Raw genomic sequence first — 17380 nt, 5'->3', positions numbered from 1 at the left:
GCCTGAACGATTGCCGGTGCATTTTGGGCGGGCGCCTGCGGGCCGCAGGCCGCGAGCGCGAGAAAAACGACTAAGCTGGCAACTCGTCGTCGCGGATTTCCACCGCGGTAAAGCCCTTCGAGCTGGGGGCAATCCGCGCCATGAGCCGCTGGCCCGGTTGGATCTCGCCCAGATGCGCTTCGCGAACAGTCTCCATATGGACGAACACGTCCTCGCCCCCGGACTCGTCGGGCCGTTTCACGAAGCCATAGCCGCGCACGCGGTTGAACCATTTCACCTCCACCGGCTCGAACTCGCCAGCCTCGTCCGAAAGGGCGCGGCGGTCGGCGCGTTCAGCTGCGGGGATGGACGAGCGCGGCTGCGCGGGCAAGGCGGCCGACAGGTCGATCGAGATGATTTTCTTCGCCTGGAGCCCTCGGTCGAGCCTCACCGGGACGCATTCGATGATGGCGCCTTCCGGAACGCTGCGCCGGCCATGCTCGCGAAGGACGCTGAAATGAATCAGGATGTCGCCGTCGAGGTCGTCGCTGACGAGGAATCCGAAGCCGCGAGTCGCGTCGAACCATTTCACGCGCCCCGTCACCGCCGGAAGTTCCGACGCGGAAGAACTGTCGTCCGAATCCATTTCGGCCCGAGCCTCTCCCGCAGCCAATTGTACCGATACGCTACTCACCGAAGCCCATTAACATGAGTGACAGTGTCGGCAAACCGACTTTACGCATGCATTTGAGGCCGAACTGTTAATCCAGGTTGAGAAAGTCGGTGGAATCACCCGGTCTCAAGTCGACGATCTTTCGCGCGAGAGCAAAAGCATGGCCTGCCCGGACCATCGCCCCCAGCGCCTTTTCACGCTGCTTCGGGTCGAGGATGTGGGTCGCGAAGGGCCCCATTCGCCGACGCTGGGCGAACCTTAAGGCAGACGCCATCGCCTCCTCGTCGGCATGCGCGCGCGCGTCCTCTCCGTCTGCTTCTTCAACGCCGGCAATTCGCAACTTGTCGACCAGTCGTCGCTTTCCGTAACCCCGGGCGGCAAGCGATCGCGCCTTGTTGAGCGCGTAAGCAGCGTCGTCGATATAGCCGAGATCGGCGAAGCGCTCGGATATGGCTGCCGTGTCGGGCTCACGCTCGCCCTTCCAGCCCCGCTCGCGCAGCTTGCGAGCCAAATATTCGCGCAACTTGGATCGTGTCGTGGCGAAGCGCTCGACATAGCGCAGCCCGAGCTCTTCCAGTTTCTTCTGGTCGAGCGGCGGCCGCTCCTTTCGTCCTCGAACAGGTGCCATGACGCCGTTTTTGTGCCACACTCCCCAGCCAAGGGGAAACCGGCTGCGGCTGGAGCAGCTGCAATATTGATCTTTCAAGGAAGGGACGGCGTGCTCGAGCGCAACGCGTCATTGGTCAACGAGCTTGCACCCCCGGGTGGGACACCGACCCTGGATACGCAGCCGCGCCGGCTGGCGGACTTCGCGACTCTCGGTGAGGCCTTGGACTATGCCGCCGAGGGTAAGCGGGGCCTGAACTTCCACGACGCGCGCGGAACCCTCACGCAAGCCTACACTTTCGCCGAGCTGCGCGATGATGCGCTGGTCGAAGCGCGCCGCTTCATCGCCCTTGGGATCAAGCCCGGCGACCGGATTGCGCTCGTAGCCGAAACCGGCCCTGAGTTTGCGGCCTGCTTCTTCGGCGCGGTCTATGCCGGCGCGTGGCCGGTCCCGCTCCCGCTCCCGACGAGCTTCGGCGGGCGCGAGGCCTATGTCGATCAGCTGAGTGTGCAGCTGAAGAGCTCCGACCCTGCCCTGCTCCTCTACCCTGAAGAGCTGGCCCATTTCTGCGAGGTCGCAGCCGACAAGGCTGGGGTGAAATCGCGTAGCTGGGAATCGGTAACGGAAGTTGCGCCCAGCACTGACCCGCTTCCTTCCGCAACGGGCGATGACATCGCTTATCTGCAATATTCGAGCGGCTCGACCCGCTTCCCGCACGGGGTCGCCGTCACCCACCGCGCGCTGCTGGACAATTTGCGCGCCCACAGCGTCGGTCTTCAGATGACCGATACGGACCGGGTCATCAGCTGGCTGCCCTGGTATCACGACATGGGCCTTGTCGGGTGCTTCCTGTCGCCGGTCGCAAACCAGCTTTCGGTCGATTATCTGAAGACTGAGGATTTTGCGCGCCGCCCCCTGGCGTGGCTCGATTTGATTACCCGCAATCCGGGCATCTCCATCAGCTATTCACCAACCTTCGGCTACGACATTTGCTCGCGCCGGATGAGCTCGCAAACCCGCGCCGAGGACCGCTTCGATTTGTCTCGCTGGCGCATCGCCGGCAATGGCGCGGACATGATCCGTCCGGACGTGATGCAGGCGTTCGTCGACAGCTTCGCCCCAGCCGGATTTAAGGCAAGCGCCTTCTGTCCAAGCTACGGCCTCGCCGAAGCCACCCTGGCCGTCTCGCTGATGCCGCCCGGCGAAGGTATCCGGCTCGAGCTGGTCGAAGAAAACAAGCTTTCTGGCGGCCTTCCGGAGGATGCCGAGGGGCCGCGCCGTTACCGCGCGATCGTAAATTGCGGAAAGCCGGTTGAAGGCATGGAAGTCGAAATCCGCGGCCCGGACGGCGAGATCCTGCCTGATCGCGGCATCGGCAAGGTTTATGTGCGCGGCGCCTCGGTCATGCACAGCTATTTCCGCGACGAAGAATCGACCGAGGCCTGCCTGTCCGATGATGGTTGGCTGGACACCGGCGACATGGGTTACATGTCCGGCGGCTACATCTTCATCGTCGGCCGCGCCAAGGACATGATCATCATCAACGGCCGCAATCACTGGCCGCAGGACATCGAATGGGCAGTGGAGCAACTGCCCGGCTTCAAGTCAGGCGACATCGCGGCGTTCGCAATCACCGGCCCGTCCGGCGAAGAGACACCCGCGGTCCTCGTTCACTGCCGCGTCTCGGACAACGAAGAGCGGGGTAAGCTGCGCGATGAAATCCGTGAGCGCGTGCGGGCGATCACCGGCATCACCCCAGTCGTCGAGCTCGTGCCGCCGCGCACCCTGCCCCGGACTAGTTCCGGCAAGCTGTCGCGGACCAAGGCCCGCAACCTCTATCTGTCCGGCGAGATCCAGCCCTACGACATCGCCGCCTGACTGCGCTCAGTCCGGTCGCTGCAAGTAAGCGATTACGTTGGCCCGGTCTTCGGGCTTGGGCAAACCCTTCTTCATCTTGCCATCGGCAAACATCCCGCGCGGGTTGGCGAGGTAATTGTTGAGGGTCTGCGGGTTCCAGGTGAGGCCTGACTTCGCCATGCCGGCGGAATAAGCGAAGCCCGGGACGATCCCCGCGCGGCGGCCCATGACGCCGTAAAGCGTCGGTCCCTTGCGGTTCGTGCCCTTAGGCGAAACGCTGTGGCAGTCGCTACAATAAGCATCGAACACGTCGGCGCCGGCCTCGTGATCGCCAGCCGCGCGCAAACTGCCGTGGGGAACGCCCACGGCAGCAGCGAAGATCAACGCGGTGAGCACTGCGGCTTGCGCTGTCTTCCTCATCACAACGCGACCTGGATGAAGCCGTACACGGTGTTGTTGTCCTTGGCGTCGCGACCGAAGCCGTCATAGTCATGGGCAGCGCCGTTGAACTTGAAGTAGCCGATATATTGAAGCCCGACGCGCAAGTTCATCCACGGGCTGTTCGGGCTGTCCTCCTTACCGAAAGGCGTGAAATCGGTCTGGATGATGAAGCCCGACGTGTTGGCCTTGCCGGTGCGGCTGCCCCCGCCTTCCTCGGCCTCGAACAGGTCGGTGTCGCGCGTGCCCCAGCTGCTGAACAACGCGCCGCTGAGGCCATAGGTGTTGTCGCGATAATAGCTGACGCTGGCCTTCACGGAATTGAGGTTGTGCCCACGCCGCTCCAGGTCGCCTTCCGCGACATCGAAGTCGCGCTTCTGGTGCTCGTGCAGGTAGGTCAGGTTTGCGGCGACGATGTTCTTGCGGTTGCCGAGATATTGATAAGTCGCGTCCAGGCCCCAGTCGGTGAACTTGTTCGTCGGCCCGGGTTCTCGTTCCGGGTGGACCCTGCTGCGCAAGCCGACGAGCCCGATCGAGGCGACCTGCTTCCCGAAATCTTTCTGATAAGCCAGGCGCCCATAAGTGGTGACGCCGGATATCTTCCCGAACTCATCCTCGACGCCAATCTTGTCGATCAGCTTGGGACTGAGCGACCGGTAGCCGCCGATTTCGGCGTAAATGCTATCGTCGAACCAGAGATACGGGTTGACGCCAATGACCTGACCGCCCGCGCCGTCGGTCAGCAGCGGAATGCCCTGATGCTCGGGCACAAGCGAAGAGCTGTCGTGCGGGAAAGACATCTCGCTGAAGGATTGGAACGGGTCGGTCGAGCCCGGCGCATTGTTGACGCTGACGCCGAGGATGGCGTCCTTCCCGGCAATCTTCAGTGGCTGTGTGTAGTTGATGTTGAAGTGATCGAGTTCCGCGTGGCGTTCGATCTCCGAATATTCGACCGCAATGAAGGTGCCGAGGTGGGGCAGGATCCGTCCCGCCACCCAACCAACGACCTCGTCGATCGCGAAATTGTTGTTGCGGCTGTCGTGCTCGGAAGCTGCCTCCGGTTGCGCCTTTGCGGTGTGCGTAAAGCTCGCCACGCCGGTAACCGAAAGCGGCAGCACGAACTTGCCGTCCGAATAGCCGTTGATCTTGAACTCGCGCCCGTGCGGCGTGAGTGCCGGACCATATCCGCCATAGTGGCAGGACGTGCACGGCTCGCCAGTCTGGCGCGAATAGCTCGGCACGGCAAAGGCCGGACTCGCGCCCGCGAAGGCGCACACGATCATCAGGAAAAACAGCTTCGCAAATTTCATGGGATTGAAGCTCCCCCGTTGGCTCCGATTGACGCACGCTCTGTTCGGGGGAGCGCGGGTTCGGTTCAAATCCGTTCGGCGATGAACCGGAGCGATCGTCCAATCCACATACGCCTATATGAACCGTCGTACCTTGATGATCTCATTTCACTGGCTGACCGCGTCGCTCGTCGCCGCGGCCTTTGGCCTCGCCTGGTTCCGCAACAGCTTGGACGATCTTGCCGCGCGGGCGTTCTGGCTCGACGTTCACCGCGTCATCGGCCTCACCATCCTCGCCATCACCACCATCCGCCTGGCGATGCGGTGGGGCGCGGGTCCGATCTCGGGCCGCGGCGACCTGCCGCTTGGCATGTGGATGGCGAGCCGGGCCACCCACATGCTCATTTATGCCTTGCTGTTCGCGCTGCCGATCGTGGGCTGGGCGGACTCAAGCGCCAGCGCGCGCCATCTCAAGATCTTCGGGTTCGCCTTCCCGGCGCTCGTCCACCGCGACCTCGATCTCGCCGACAAGCTTCACGCCTGGCACGAGCAATTGGGCTGGGTATTGCTGGCGATCATCGGGCTGCATGCACTGGCGGCGCTGTTCCACCACTTCGTACTTCGGGACAATGTGCTGAAGGCGATGCTGCCCGCTCGGAGTCTAACGTCTTAAAAGCGGGCGTTAAATCTTCATTTACACGATCGGCCCACACTAGTCCCGCCTGAGTGGGAGGCATGTATGCAGCGTAATGGAACGGTCCGGCGCCGGGAGCGCCACCCCGTAGAAATCGAGGCGGTGATGCACCGCGGCGACGGCACCAAGGTGCCGGTCAAGCTCACCAACTTTTCGGACCAGGGTTGCCGCATCGAGTCCACGGATGAGGAACTGCGCGTCGGTGAGCGGCTGGCGATCGCGATCCCCCGCATGGGCCAGGTCAAGGCGCAAGTCCGCTGGGTGCTGCAAGATAGCGCCGGGGCGCGGTTCGTCGCCGAAAGCGACTTCTAACGCGCCTTCGGCAGCATCCTCGTGAGGACGCGGTCCTTCAGCACATAATGATGGTAGAGCGCCGCGGCCGCGTGCAGCGCCGCAAGGATGATAATCGCCCAGCCGATCTTCTCGTGAAGCTCGCGCAGGTCATGCCGTAGCGGCTTGGCCATTTCGCCGATCAGCGGCGGAATGCCGAGCCCGAAGAACTCCATCGGCCGCCCCGCGCCCCAGCGAAAGGCAAAGCCCAAGCCCGCTTCCGCAATCAGCAAGAGGTAGAGCAGATAATGCGTGGCCTTGGAGGCGATGCGGACCCAGCCCTGCTCGAGCGATGAAACCTGATGCCCGGGCAGCCAGCGCCACACCAACCGCGCGACAAGCACGGCGGTCAGGAGCACGCCGAACGACATATGCGTGTCTTCCATCAACTCGCGTGCGGGCTTCGGGAACCAGTCCCAGGTCTGCGCGAGCGCGAAGTTGGCGATGACCAGCGCGGCGGTCGCCCAGTGGAGCGAAATCGCGACATTGTCATAGTTGGTGCCGTCGTCGCCGGCGGCGATGAGGGTTGCGGTATTAATGCTTGATTCGGGGAACGCAGACATCGGCCCTGCCTACGGCCTCGGACGCTCATCGCAAGCCGTTCGCAAAAAGCCGGTTCGTCGAAGGTGAATATTTCTTCGACGGAATGGTCTTGAATCGAAACTTGCCGAATCCCAAATCAACCATCGGCCGAACGGCCCTGTCGCGTTTTATTGCTTTTCATCGGTTATCACTGGGCCAGCCGATCGTTTCGGTGCCTGGGCGCTTGCCCGGGCGACTGTGGATTCGCTGACCCGAAAAGGGTGGCGGGCCATGGCTTTTCAACATCAGCGGCTGGATTCGGACGTGGCTTGGGAGGGTCGTCATGAACCGCTCGGGCCGACCAATGACAATGACGCGCTCGGCCGGACTGAATGGTCCGTGATCGACATGGCGCGCGGCGAAGGCCCGCGCAGTGCCAACCCCAATTCCTTTTTCAATCGGCTGACCAGCAAGCTGTTTGGCATCGCGATCGCGCGTCCGCTCGCCAATGAGCGGCTGGAAACGCTGCGCCGCTTCGCCCTTGCCGCCTGGTTCCGCGCCGAAATCCGCACGCGCGATATGCGCAACCTGTTCGCCGCCGGATTTTCGTCGAATGACGCCGCGCGCATCATTGCTTATGTCGGCCTCCACCGGGGCAGCGTGCCCGAAGTCGAAGCTTGGCCATGAATATCCACCAGGGGGCAGAATTGAGCGAACGTGAATCGCTAATCATCCGCGTTCGTCAGCGGCCGATGGGCCAGCAAGTCGCGCTTGCCACCTCGGCGCTCGCGCTGGTGCTGCTCGTCGCATGGCTGTTGTTCGGCCGCGCCGCGCCGCCGCCGCCCGCTCCCGGACCGACTCCGGTCGGCGTGATTGTCGTTCGCGAGGAGCCGGTGTCGCTCACCACCGAGCTTCCCGGCCGTACCTCGCCGTTCGAGACCTCCGACGTCCGTCCGCAGGTCGACGGAATCATCCGCGCTCGTCTGTTCACCGAGGGCGACTATGTCCACGCCGGCCAGCCGCTCTATCGCATCGATCCCGCCACTTATGAGGCGAAGGTTGCGAGCGCTCGCGCCGCGCTTGCTCGGGCGCGCGCTTCGACGATTGCCGCCGACGGCCAGGTGAAGCGCTATGCCGAGCTGGTGAAACGCAACTTCGTCTCCCGCCAATTATACGACAATGCCCTGTCCGCCGCCGGCGAAGCTCGAGCCGACGTGGAAGCCCAGGCCGCTGCCCTTCGCTCGGCCCAGATCGACCTTGGCCGAACGACCGTCCGGGCGCCGATCGCCGGCCGCATCGGCCGTTCGCTTTATACGACGGGTGCGCTCGTCCAGGCGGGCCAAGACAATGCGCTGACGACGATCCAGCGTCTCGACCCGATCTACGTCGATATCCAGCAATCGAGCACCGACTTGCTCCGCCTGCGCGAGCAGATGCTTTCCGGCCAGGTCGCGAGCGACAAGGCGCCGGTGCGGCTGCAGCTCGAAAGCGGCTCGGCGTATCCGATGACCGGCACGTTGAGCTTCGCCGACGTGACTGTTGACCCCGCTACCGGCTCGCAGGCAATCCGCGCCGTCTTCCCCAACCCCCAGCACATCCTGCTCCCCGGCATGTTCGTGCGGGGTGAGATTTCGCAGGGCGTCCAGTCGCGCGGCATCCTCGTTCCGCAGCGCGCAGTCAGCCGCGACGAGCGTGGGCGGCCGACGGTGCTGCTCGTCGGCGCCAAGGGAGTGTCAGAGCTTCGCGTGGTCCAGGCCGACCGCACGATCGGCGATGATTGGCTCGTGACCGGCGGGCTCAAGCCCGGCGACAAGGTGATTGTCGACGCCGGCCCGCTCGTGCGGCCCGGCATCCCCGTGAAGCCGCAGCTCTCGCAAAGTAAATAATGTCGATCTCGCGCTACTTCATCGAGCGACCCATCTTCGCTTGGGTGCTGGCGATCCTCGTCTGCTTGTTCGGACTGCTGTCCATACGTTCGCTGCCGATCGCGCAATTCCCGGCGCTCGCGCCGCCCCAGATCAGCGTGACCGCCGTCTACCCCGGCGCCGATGCGACGACGCTCGACAAGACCACCACGCAGATCATCGAGCAGCAGCTGCAGGGCATCGATCACCTGCGCTATTTCTCTTCGCAATCGTCATCGTCGGGCACGGTCGCCGTCACCTTGACGTTCGAGCAGGGCACTGACCCCGATACGGCGCAGGTCCAGGTCAACAACAAGGTCCAGGCGGCACTTCCGCTGCTTCCTCAGGAGGTCCAGCGCCAGGGCGTTCGGGTCGAAAAGTCCTCGGCAAATTTCGCACTCGTGCCGGGCCTCTACTCGGCGGACAATTCGCACGACCAGTTCGACCTTGCCGACATGATGGCGTCGAAGATCCAGGAGCCGGTCAGCCGCATCAACGGGATCGGCGGCTTCCAGCTGTTCGGCTCGCAATATGCGATGCGCATCTGGGTCGATCCGATGAAGCTCAACAGCTACCAGCTGACCATGGCCGATGTGACGGCTGCCGTGCAGGCGCAAAACGCGCAGGTCTCAGCCGGTCAGCTGGGCAACCTGCCGGCACCGGCGAACCAGCAGCTCAACGCCACCGTATCGGTCCAGTCGCGGCTGCAGACGCCGGAGCAGTTCGGCGAGATCCGGCTGAAGACTTCGGCCGATGGCTCGGTCGTTCGCCTCCGCGACGTCGCCCGGGTCGAGCTCGGTTCGGAAGGCTACGGCTTCAGCGCCAAGTATAGCGGCCATCCCGCGACCGCGGCTGCGATCCGGCTCGCGCCCGGCGCCGACGCGCTCAAGACCATTGCGGAGGTCAAGGCCAAGATCGCCGAGATTTCGAAGACCTTCCCGTCGGACGTGAAGGTCATCTACCCGTGGGACACGACGCCGTTCGTTAAGGTCTCGCTGAAACAGGTGGTCGAGACCTTGTTCGAGGCGATGGTGCTCGTGTTCCTGGTCATGTTCCTGTTCCTTCAGAACATTCGCGCGACCCTGATCCCGACCATCGCCATCCCGGTCGTGCTGCTTGGAACGTTGACGGTGATGAGCATTGCCGGATTCAGCATCAACACGCTGACCCTGTTCGGCATGGTGCTGGCGATCGGCCTCTTGGTCGATGACGCGATCGTCGTCGTCGAGAACGTCGAGCGATTGATCCAGGACGAGGGCCTCGCACCCAAGGAAGCCGCGCGCCGTTCTATGGATGAGCTGTCCGGCGCGCTGATCGCCATTGCGACGGTGCTTGCCGCGGTGTTCCTGCCGATGGCCTTTTTCGGCGGGTCGACCGGCGTCGTTTATCGGCAGTTCTCGATCACGCTGGTTTCCGCGATGGCACTGTCGGTGCTCGTCGCCTTGATCCTGACCCCCGCGCTCGCAGCGACGATCCTCAAGCCCGGCGACCCCCACAAGCATGTTGGCAATGGCCCGCTGGCGCGCTTCTTCCGCTGGTTCAACGACCGCTTCGACCAGGCGCGCGACATCCACGAGGCCGGCGTTCACCGGATGCTTGGGCGCAAGCGCCGCGCCGCGGTCGCCTACGGCGTGATCGTCGCGCTGATGGGCATATTGTTCTGGCGGCTGCCGACCGGCTTCATGCCAGACGAGGATACGGGCGCCGTGTTCACGCTCGTCGCCCTCCCTTCCGGCGCCACCCTGCCTCGCACCGACGAGGCGCTCGATTATGCGCGCCATTATTTCGAAAAGAACGAGGGCAAAAACGTCGAAGGGGTGTTCACCGTCGGTGGATTCTCCTTCGCCGGACAGGGGCAGAATGCGGGCATCGCCTTCCTTCCCCTGAAGCCGTGGGAAGAGCGCGGCGGGAAGGCGAACACGTCGAAAGAGATTGCGGCGCGGGCGTCGGGTGCTTTCGCCGCTTACCGCGACGCGCTGATCATCTCCTTCATTCCGCCCGCGGCGCTTGAGCTCGGCAATGCGACCGGTTTCGACCTTCAGCTGGTCGACACCGGCAATATCGGCCACGCCAAGCTGACCGAAGCGCGCAACATGCTTCTCGGCATGGCGATGCAGGACAAGCGCATGGTCGGGGTTCGCCCGGTCAGTCTCGAAGACGCTCCGCAAATGACCGTCGATGTGGACCAGGACAAGGCACGCACGCTCGGCCTCGACGTTGGCCAGATCAATCAGACGATCTCGTCCGCGTGGGGCGGATCCTACGTCAACGACTTCATCGACCGGGGCCGCGTGAAACGCGTGTATATCCAGGCCGACGAGCCTTACCGCCAGCGCCCCGAAGATATTGAGGACCTTTATGTCCGCGGCGGTGACGGCAAGAGCATGGCGCCCTTCACCGCATTCTCCTCGCTCAAATGGGCCAACGCGCCGGTTCAGCTGTCGCGCTACAATGGCCTTCCGTCGCTTGAGATTCAGGGCTCTCCGGCACCCGGCGTCAGCACCGGCACGGCAATGCGGGCGCTCGAAGAAATGCAGACGAAGCTGCCGCCCGGGACCGCGTTGCAATGGACCGGGCTCAGCTATGAGGAGCAGCAATCCGGCGGCCAGGCGCCGATGCTTTACGGGCTGTCGCTGCTGATCGTCTTCCTCTGCCTCGCCGCCCTTTACGAAAGCTGGACAATTCCGGTCGCGGTGCTCCTGGTCGTTCCGCTGGGCATCATCGGCGCGGTCGTGATCGCGAAGCTGACGGGCGTCGACAACAACATCTATCTCCAGGTCGGCCTGATCACGACGATGGGCCTTGGTGCCAAGAACGCGATCCTGATCGTCGAATTCGCCGAGGAGCGGCTGAAGGCCGGCGCCGATGCGGTGGCTGCCGCTGTCGAAGCCGCGAAGCTGAGGCTTCGGCCGATGCTGATGACCAGCCTCGCGCTCGTGTTCGGCGTCTTCCCGCTGGCGATCGCCAGCGGTCCGGGCGCCGGAAGCCAGAATGCGATCGGCCGCGCGGTTGTCGGCGGAGCTTTGTCGGCGACCTTCCTCGCGATCTTCTTCGTGCCTCTGTTCTTCGTCTTCGTGAAAAGCTTCTTCCAGGCGCGCCGCGCGGCGCCATCGGCCGAGCCCGCCCCCATCCCAGCCGAATAGGCGCGGCTTGCCCGTTGGAGTTGCGCCGTGCGATGAGCACGGCGTGATCTTCAGGAAGCTGGCGTTAATTGTTGGCGCGCTCGCGCTGGCATCGCCCATACTCGCCGAAACGCACGTGCAGCCGGCGGTCCAGCCGGGCGGCGACATTCCCTCCAAGTTCCGCTCGCCGTTCGTCCAAGTGGCCGCTCGGCCCAAGCTTCCGCGCGGTTACAACTGGCCGAAGTCGAGCTACACCTACGTACGGCGCGAAGCGATGATCCCAATGCGCGACGGGGCGAAGCTGTACACCGTCCTCATCATTCCGAAGGGCGTTGCGCAAGCGCCGATCATGCTCGACCGAACGCCTTATTCGGCGGATGTCGCGACCGCCCAGGGCAATGGCCCGATCCCCGAAAACATCCTCAACGTCGCTTATTCGGAGCTGGTGCGCGCTGGCTATATCGTCGCCATCCAGGACGTCCGCGGGAAGTACCGGTCCGAGGGCGATTATGTGATGAACCGCCCGCTCCGCGGACCGCTCAACCCGACCGCGGTCGACCATTCGACCGACGCCTGGGACACGATCGACTGGCTGGTGAAGAACGTGCCGGAGAGCAACGGCAGGGTCGCCACGATCGGCACCAGCTATGACGGGTTCACCGCGCTGATGAGCCTGGTGAATCCGCACCCGGCGCTCAAAGCCAGCGTGCCGATCAGCCCGATGGTCGACGTGTGGAAGGGCGACGACTGGTTCCACAACGGCGCCTTCCGCCAGGAGATGATGTCCTACGTCTACGGGCAGACCGCAGACCGCAATTCGGAGGAGCGGCGCTTCCCCGGCGGCTTTGACGATTACTCCAACTTCCTCGCCTTCGGGTCGGCCGGTGCCTACGGCAAGGCGATGGGCATGGAGCAGCTGCCCTTCTGGCTGCGCCTGACCCAGCACCCCGCTTACGACGAATTTTGGCAGGACCAGGCGGTCGACAAGATCCTCGCCCGCAATCCGCTCAGCGTTCCGACCTTGTTCGTCGGCAGCCTGTGGGACCAGGAGGACATCTACGGCGCGACCGCCGCCTTCGCCGCAACCAAGGCCAGCCCCAACGCCCATCTCGTCCTCGGTCCCTGGTACCACGGACAGGCCAATGGCGCGGCCTTCGCTATCGGCTCAATCGAATGGGGCTCCGACACCGGTCGCTATTTCCGCCGCGAGGTGATGATCCCGTTCCTCGACCGCTATTTGAAGGGCGGTGCGGCAACCGACATCGCGCGGGTGACGGCGTTCGAGGCGGGGACCAATCGCTGGCAGCGGCTCGAGGACTGGCCGCCGGCATGCCTGCGCGGCTGCCCCGCCAACCTCACCGCGCTCTACCTCGCGCCGGGCAAGTCACTATCGTTCAACGTCCCCGCTGCCTCCAGCGACAGCTACATCTCGGATCCGGCCAACCCGGTCACCTACCGCTCGCGGCCCAACCTCTCTCCCTGGGCGGAAGGGTCGACCTGGCCCAGCTGGCTGGTCGACGATCAGCGCTTTGCCGCCGCCCGCGCCGACGTGCTCGCTTTCACCGGCCCGACGCTTGCCAAGCCGCTACGCCTCGCGGGCACGCCGCTCGTCCACCTCGTCGCGTCGACCAGCGGCAGCGACAGCGACTGGGTGGTGAAGCTGATCGACGTCCGCCCCGACGGCTACCAGCTCGCGATCGCGATGGACGTGCTCCGCGGCCGCTATCGCGTCGACCCGGCGCGGCCCTCAGCCATTCCGGCCAACCAGCCGGTCACTTACGAATTCGCGCTGCCCGCGCTCGATTATGTCGTCCAGCCCGGCCACCGGCTGATGGTCCAGGTCCAGTCGAGCTGGTTCCCGCTCTACGACCGCAACCCGCAAACCTTCGTGCCCAACATCTTCTTCGCGAAACCCGGCGACTATCGCGCGGCAACGCAGCGGGTGTTCACCGGCGCTGAGGGAAGCTGGATCGGCCTTCCGCTGATCAAGTGACCTTGCGCGCAGCGGCGCCCGCCACTAGGTCGCGCATCGGCCTAGGGGTATAGCTCAGTTGGTAGAGCATCGGTCTCCAAAACCGAGGGTCGTGGGTTCGAGTCCCTCTGCCCCTGCCATTGGGCACCCACGAAAGTAGTACTTTCGTGGGACCGAGTGCCATTCGGAACCTTGAAGACTCAGGCGGTAGCCGCTAAGTCGCAGCCAGCTCCGCCGACCTCCGGGTTCGCGGAGCCTTTTTCTATCAGGAAGAGCGAACGAGCACGTGGCCAAGACATCCCCCGGCGAATTCATCCGTCAGGTCCGCGCCGAGACCGCGAAGGTCCACTGGCCGACCCGCAAGGAAACGGTGGCGACCGCGATCATGGTGATGATCATGACCTTGATGCTCGCCTTCTTCTTCTTCGGCGTCGACGCCTTTTTCTCGTCGATGGTCCGCTATCTCCTCAGCTTCCTCGCCAAGTAATTTAAGGTCTGACGAACATGTCCCGCTGGTACATCATCCACGCTTATTCCGGCTTCGAGAACAAGGTCCGCGACGCGATCAACAGCGAAGCGACCCGCATGGGGCTCGAGCGCTTCGTCGAGCAGATCGAAGTGCCGACCGAGACCATCACCGAGGTGAAGCGCGGCAAGAAGGTGCAGTCGGAACGCAAGTTCATGCCCGGCTACGTGCTCGCCAAGCTCGAGCTCAACGACCAGGTCTACCACCTGGTCAAGAACACGCCGAAGGTGACCGGCTTCCTCGGCCCCAACGGCAAGCCGCAGCCGATCCCCGACGCACAGGCCGCGCGCATGCTCGACACCAAGGACGAGGCCGCCGCGCACGGGCCCAAGACAAAGATCAGCGTCGATTATGAGATCGGCGATGCGGTGAAGGTGCTCGACGGCCCGTTCGCGAGCTTCAACGGCGTCGTCGAGGAACTCGACTTCGACCGTGGCCGCGTGAAGGTCAGCGTCTCGATCTTCGGCCGCGCCACGCCGGTCGAGCTGGAATTCGAGCAGGTAGAATTGGTGAAGTAGCCTCAGCGGCTACTCTTTCGTTTTTAAAAGGGTCGCTTCGGCGGCCCTTTTCTTTCGCATGGCCGCTCGTCAGAGTGCGGCTGCCCGAGTGAGGGGCCAGCGTGACACCGCATGAATTCGTCGACAAGTGAGGCGGCCTCGAGCTGAAAGAGCGCTCGGCCTCGCAAGCCATTTCAACAACCTGTGCGCGCTACTTGGCTTGGTAGATCCCATGGCCGCCGACAAGGCCGGCGATTGGTTCACCTTCGAAAGGGCGCGCAGAAAACTGGCGGTGGCGATGGTTGGGCGGACGTTTGGCGCAAGCACTGCTTCGCCTGGGAGTTCTTCCGCGCCATGGCGCATAAGGGCGGGCGCCTCGGCTTCACGCCCATTGATTGGTTCAACGGCGGCCTGTTCGACGATGACAGTGCCTTGCCGGTAACGGCGAAGGATGTCGAAGAGCTGATCCTCGGCGGAGGCGGACCGATTTGCCTTCGCAAAGGCCTTCAGCTAATGGCCCCGCCTCCAGCACAATCTGGAACCGTCTGTGGGAGGCTCGCTCCGGCGATCCGCTAGCACCACTAAACTTCAACCCGGCGCAAAGTACCACTTTGTGCCGAATTCGAGAGTGACATGGCAAAGAAAATCACCGGCTATATCAAGCTGCAGGTGCCCGCGGGCACTGCCAACCCGGCGCCGCCGATCGGCCCGGCGCTCGGCCAGCGCGGCGTCAACATCATGGAATTCTGCAAGGCGTTCAACGCCGCCACGCAGGAGATGGAGAAGGGCTCGCCGATCCCGACCGTGATCACGGTCTATGCGGATCGTTCGTTCTCGTTCGTGACCAAGACCCCGACCGCGTCCTTCCTTTTGAAGAAGGCGGCGCGGATCAAATCGGGCTCGGCCGAAACGGGCAAGGCAAGCGCGGGCACGATCAAGCGCTCGCAGCTGCGCGAGATCGCCGAGACCAAGATGAAGGACCTCAACGCCAACGACCTCGACGCGGCGACCAAGATTATCGAAGGCTCCGCCCGCGCGATGGGCCTCGACGTGGTGGAGGGCTAAGCAGATGACCAAGCTCACCAAGCGCCAGCAGCAGCTCACCGCGGTCGACCGCGACAAATTCTACGGCGTCGATGAGGCGATTTCGGTCGTCAAGTCCAACGCCACCGCCAAGTTCGACGAGACGATCGAAGTTGCGCTGAACCTCGGCGTCGACCCGCGCCACGCCGACCAGATGGTCCGCGGCGTCGTGTCGCTGCCCAAGGGTACCGGCAAGACGGTGCGCGTCGCCGTCTTCGCCAAGGGCGCCAAGGCCGACGAAGCCAAGGCCGCGGGCGCGGACGTCGTCGGCGCCGAAGACCTGATGGAAACCGTCCAGGGCGGCACCATCGATTTCGACCGCGTGATCGCGACCCCGGACATGATGGGCGTCGTCGGCCGCCTCGGTAAGGTGCTCGGCCCCAAGGGGCTGATGCCGAACCCGAAGCTCGGCACGGTGACGATGGACGTGACCAAGGCGGTCACCGACGCCAAGGGCGGCCAGGTCGAATTCCGCGTCGAAAAGGCGGGCATCGTCCACGTCGGCATCGGCAAGGCGAGCTTCTCCGAAGCCGACCTCGGCGAGAATTTCCGCGCGTTCATGGACGCGATCATCAAGAACAAGCCGTCGGGTGCGAAGGGCAAGTTCCTGAAGAAGATTTCCGTGAGCTCGACGATGGGCCCGGGCGTCAAGATCGCGCTTGAGGAAGTTTCGGGCGCGTAACGGTTAGTAATGTGCGTGTAATGCGCATTTAATCACTACGGAGGGTCGGATCGGTTTCACGCCGTTCCGGCCCTTTCTCTTAAGCGCGCACGGTTTGTCGTCGCGGAGCTTCGGCTCATCTGTGACCTTGCTGCCACACTATTGGCTAAAGTCGCCCCTGTGACTCTGAAACCCGCAACTTTCGCAGTGCAGCAAAGTTGGGCGCGGCGACAGGGAACAACAAGAAAGGGTGACAACCCAAATGCAAAAGTATCTTTTCGCCGCGGTTGCCGCGGCCGCCATTGCGACGCCGGCCATGGCCCGCGACGGCTCTGGCTACGTTGGGATCGAGGGCGGCGCGCTGTTCCCCAAGAACCAGCACGTCGATGCCACCGTCAACTTCACCGATCCGCTGGTGACCGACATCGCGACCACCCGCGCGGCGACGATCCGGCACAAGACCGGCTACGACGTCGATCTCATCGGCGGCTACGACTTCGGCATGTTCCGGCTTGAGGGTGAGCTTGGCTACAAGCGCTCGGCCCTGAAGAGCGCGCGCTTCAACAACGCGTTCATCACCGCTTTCAACACCGGCGCGGGCACCAGCTATACCGGTGACGAGTTCGACCTCAACGGCCACACCAGCGTGCTCTCGGGCATGATCAACGGCCTGGTCGACTTCGGCGGCAACGGCGGCGTGGGTGCCTATGCCGGCGGCGGCTTCGGTCGGGCGCGCGTCAAGGAGCTTGGCGACAGCGACAGCGCATGGGCATGGCAGCTCCTCGCTGGCGTCTACATGCCGGTTAGCGACAACATCGATGTCGGCCTGAAGTATCGCTACTTCCGCACTGGCAACCTGAACTTCGACGACAGCGTGACCTTCACCGGCGTCGGAGCGGGCAGCGGCGGTGTCGCGGCATTTGATGCCAGCAACCACTATAGTTCGCACAGCTTGCTCGCGAGCCTGGTGTTCAACTTCGGTGCCCCGGCCGCCGCACCGGCGCCGGTCATTGCGCCGCCGCCGCCGCCTCCGGCTGCCCCGGCGACCCAGACCTGCCCGGATGGCTCGGTCATTCTCGCGACCAGCAGCTGCCCGGTGCCGCCGCCTCCGCCGCCCCCGCCGCCAGTCGAGCGCGGTGAACGCGGCCGCTAAGGCCTAATACTTCCGCTCAGGCCCCGAGCGGATTTGAGCCCCGGAGGAGACTGCTCGTCAGTTTCGTCCGGGG

At 64.0% G+C, this 17380-nt stretch carries 18 protein-coding genes and 1 tRNA gene; 14 read left to right on the top strand and 5 right to left on the bottom strand.

Going from position 1 to position 17380, the window contains the following annotated elements; all coding sequences use genetic code 11:
• Positions 1–70: 70 nt before the first annotated feature.
• Together AC4K8G_RS11565 and AC4K8G_RS11560 are read right to left on the bottom strand one after the other, a co-directional pair.
• A complete protein-coding gene (locus AC4K8G_RS11565) occupies positions 71–625 on the bottom strand; it encodes a cold-shock protein (RefSeq protein ID WP_491734294.1) in 555 nt (184 codons plus the stop codon).
• A gap of 115 nt (positions 626–740) precedes the next feature.
• A complete protein-coding gene (locus tag AC4K8G_RS11560) occupies positions 741–1280 on the bottom strand; it encodes a regulatory protein RecX (RefSeq protein WP_491734293.1) in 540 nt (179 codons plus the stop codon).
• A 90-nt stretch (positions 1281–1370) separates the two neighbouring features.
• Between AC4K8G_RS11560 and AC4K8G_RS11555 the strand changes: the two genes are divergently transcribed.
• A complete protein-coding gene (locus AC4K8G_RS11555; protein ID WP_491734292.1) occupies positions 1371–3137 on the top strand; it encodes a fatty acyl-AMP ligase in 1767 nt (588 codons plus the stop codon).
• A gap of 6 nt (positions 3138–3143) precedes the next feature.
• Here the strand turns inward: AC4K8G_RS11555 and AC4K8G_RS11550 are convergent, their stop codons facing one another.
• On the bottom strand, positions 3144–3536 hold the full coding sequence (locus AC4K8G_RS11550) for a c-type cytochrome (protein WP_491734291.1): 393 nt from the start codon (positions 3534–3536) through the stop codon (positions 3144–3146).
• Positions 3536–4864: a hypothetical protein gene (locus AC4K8G_RS11545; protein WP_491734290.1), complete on the bottom strand. Its 1329-nt coding sequence runs from the start codon at positions 4862–4864 to the stop codon at positions 3536–3538. Before AC4K8G_RS11545 ends, AC4K8G_RS11550 begins: the two co-directional genes overlap by 1 nt.
• Before the next feature lie 136 nt (positions 4865–5000).
• Between AC4K8G_RS11545 and AC4K8G_RS11540 the strand changes: the two genes are divergently transcribed.
• Both AC4K8G_RS11540 and AC4K8G_RS11535 read left to right on the top strand, forming a co-directional pair.
• Positions 5001–5516: a cytochrome b gene (locus AC4K8G_RS11540; RefSeq protein WP_491734289.1), complete on the top strand. Its 516-nt coding sequence runs from the start codon at positions 5001–5003 to the stop codon at positions 5514–5516.
• A gap of 66 nt (positions 5517–5582) precedes the next feature.
• Positions 5583–5849 carry a PilZ domain-containing protein gene (locus AC4K8G_RS11535; protein WP_491734288.1) on the top strand — a complete coding sequence of 89 codons (267 nt, stop codon included), beginning with the start codon at positions 5583–5585 and terminating at the stop codon, positions 5847–5849.
• Here AC4K8G_RS11535 and AC4K8G_RS11530 read toward each other — a convergent pair.
• Positions 5846–6430: a cytochrome b gene (locus AC4K8G_RS11530; protein ID WP_491734287.1), complete on the bottom strand. Its 585-nt coding sequence runs from the start codon at positions 6428–6430 to the stop codon at positions 5846–5848. The two genes, AC4K8G_RS11535 and AC4K8G_RS11530, sit on opposite strands and share 4 nt — an antisense overlap.
• A gap of 217 nt (positions 6431–6647) precedes the next feature.
• On the opposite strand from AC4K8G_RS11530, the gene AC4K8G_RS11525 reads away from it, so the two are divergent.
• The 11 genes from AC4K8G_RS11525 (at position 6648) to AC4K8G_RS11475 (ending at position 17307) form a co-directional block, all read left to right on the top strand.
• The gene (locus AC4K8G_RS11525) at positions 6648–7076 is read left to right on the top strand and encodes a hypothetical protein (RefSeq protein ID WP_491734286.1); all 429 of its coding nucleotides are present in this window, start codon (positions 6648–6650) and stop codon (positions 7074–7076) included.
• A gap of 20 nt (positions 7077–7096) precedes the next feature.
• The gene (locus tag AC4K8G_RS11520) at positions 7097–8275 is read left to right on the top strand and encodes an efflux RND transporter periplasmic adaptor subunit (RefSeq protein ID WP_491734285.1); all 1179 of its coding nucleotides are present in this window, start codon (positions 7097–7099) and stop codon (positions 8273–8275) included.
• A 5-nt stretch (positions 8276–8280) separates the two neighbouring features.
• A complete protein-coding gene (locus tag AC4K8G_RS11515; RefSeq protein WP_491734458.1) occupies positions 8281–11436 on the top strand; it encodes an efflux RND transporter permease subunit in 3156 nt (1051 codons plus the stop codon).
• A gap of 7 nt (positions 11437–11443) precedes the next feature.
• Entirely contained in the window at positions 11444–13408 is a 1965-nt protein-coding gene (locus tag AC4K8G_RS11510; protein ID WP_491734284.1) for a CocE/NonD family hydrolase, read from the top strand.
• Between the two features lie 43 nt (positions 13409–13451).
• Positions 13452–13527 (top strand) — tRNA-Trp (locus AC4K8G_RS11505).
• Between the two features lie 146 nt (positions 13528–13673).
• Positions 13674–13874 carry a preprotein translocase subunit SecE gene (gene secE, locus AC4K8G_RS11500; protein ID WP_491734283.1) on the top strand — a complete coding sequence of 67 codons (201 nt, stop codon included), beginning with the start codon at positions 13674–13676 and terminating at the stop codon, positions 13872–13874.
• A 17-nt stretch (positions 13875–13891) separates the two neighbouring features.
• Entirely contained in the window at positions 13892–14431 is a 540-nt protein-coding gene (gene nusG, locus AC4K8G_RS11495) for a transcription termination/antitermination protein NusG (protein ID WP_491734282.1), read from the top strand.
• Positions 14432–14665: 234 nt separating this feature from the next.
• Complete coding sequence (locus tag AC4K8G_RS11490; protein ID WP_491734281.1) at positions 14666–14986, top strand: hypothetical protein; 321 nt, start codon at positions 14666–14668, stop codon at positions 14984–14986.
• A gap of 57 nt (positions 14987–15043) precedes the next feature.
• Positions 15044–15475 carry a 50S ribosomal protein L11 gene (gene rplK / locus AC4K8G_RS11485; protein ID WP_491734280.1) on the top strand — a complete coding sequence of 144 codons (432 nt, stop codon included), beginning with the start codon at positions 15044–15046 and terminating at the stop codon, positions 15473–15475.
• 4 nt (positions 15476–15479) lie between these two features.
• On the top strand, positions 15480–16175 hold the full coding sequence (rplA, locus tag AC4K8G_RS11480; RefSeq protein WP_491734279.1) for a 50S ribosomal protein L1: 696 nt from the start codon (positions 15480–15482) through the stop codon (positions 16173–16175).
• 241 nt (positions 16176–16416) lie between these two features.
• On the top strand, positions 16417–17307 hold the full coding sequence (locus AC4K8G_RS11475) for an outer membrane protein (RefSeq protein ID WP_491734278.1): 891 nt from the start codon (positions 16417–16419) through the stop codon (positions 17305–17307).
• Positions 17308–17380 lie beyond the last annotated feature (73 nt).

It is taken from the genome of Sphingomonas sp. SP3 (genome assembly GCF_058514305.1).
This window is presented reverse-complemented; position numbering and strand designations above follow the sequence as displayed.

What these genes read in the sequence shown, in the direction of transcription:
- AC4K8G_RS11565 (WP_491734294.1), bottom strand. Translation starts at nt 625, where the DNA reads ATGGATTCGGACGACAGTTCTTCCGCGTCGGAACTTCCGGCGGTGACG.
- AC4K8G_RS11560 (WP_491734293.1), bottom strand. Translation starts at nt 1,280, where the DNA reads ATGGCACCTGTTCGAGGACGAAAGGAGCGGCCGCCGCTCGACCAGAAG.
- AC4K8G_RS11550 (WP_491734291.1), bottom strand. Translation starts at nt 3,536, where the DNA reads ATGAGGAAGACAGCGCAAGCCGCAGTGCTCACCGCGTTGATCTTCGCT.
- AC4K8G_RS11545 (WP_491734290.1), bottom strand. Translation starts at nt 4,864, where the DNA reads ATGAAATTTGCGAAGCTGTTTTTCCTGATGATCGTGTGCGCCTTCGCG.
- AC4K8G_RS11540 (WP_491734289.1), top strand. Translation starts at nt 5,001, where the DNA reads ATGATCTCATTTCACTGGCTGACCGCGTCGCTCGTCGCCGCGGCCTTT.
- AC4K8G_RS11535 (WP_491734288.1), top strand. Translation starts at nt 5,583, where the DNA reads ATGCAGCGTAATGGAACGGTCCGGCGCCGGGAGCGCCACCCCGTAGAA.
- AC4K8G_RS11530 (WP_491734287.1), bottom strand. Translation starts at nt 6,430, where the DNA reads ATGTCTGCGTTCCCCGAATCAAGCATTAATACCGCAACCCTCATCGCC.
- nusG (WP_491734282.1), top strand. Translation starts at nt 13,892, where the DNA reads ATGTCCCGCTGGTACATCATCCACGCTTATTCCGGCTTCGAGAACAAG.
- rplK (WP_491734280.1), top strand. Translation starts at nt 15,044, where the DNA reads ATGGCAAAGAAAATCACCGGCTATATCAAGCTGCAGGTGCCCGCGGGC.
- rplA (WP_491734279.1), top strand. Translation starts at nt 15,480, where the DNA reads ATGACCAAGCTCACCAAGCGCCAGCAGCAGCTCACCGCGGTCGACCGC.
- AC4K8G_RS11475 (WP_491734278.1), top strand. Translation starts at nt 16,417, where the DNA reads ATGCAAAAGTATCTTTTCGCCGCGGTTGCCGCGGCCGCCATTGCGACG.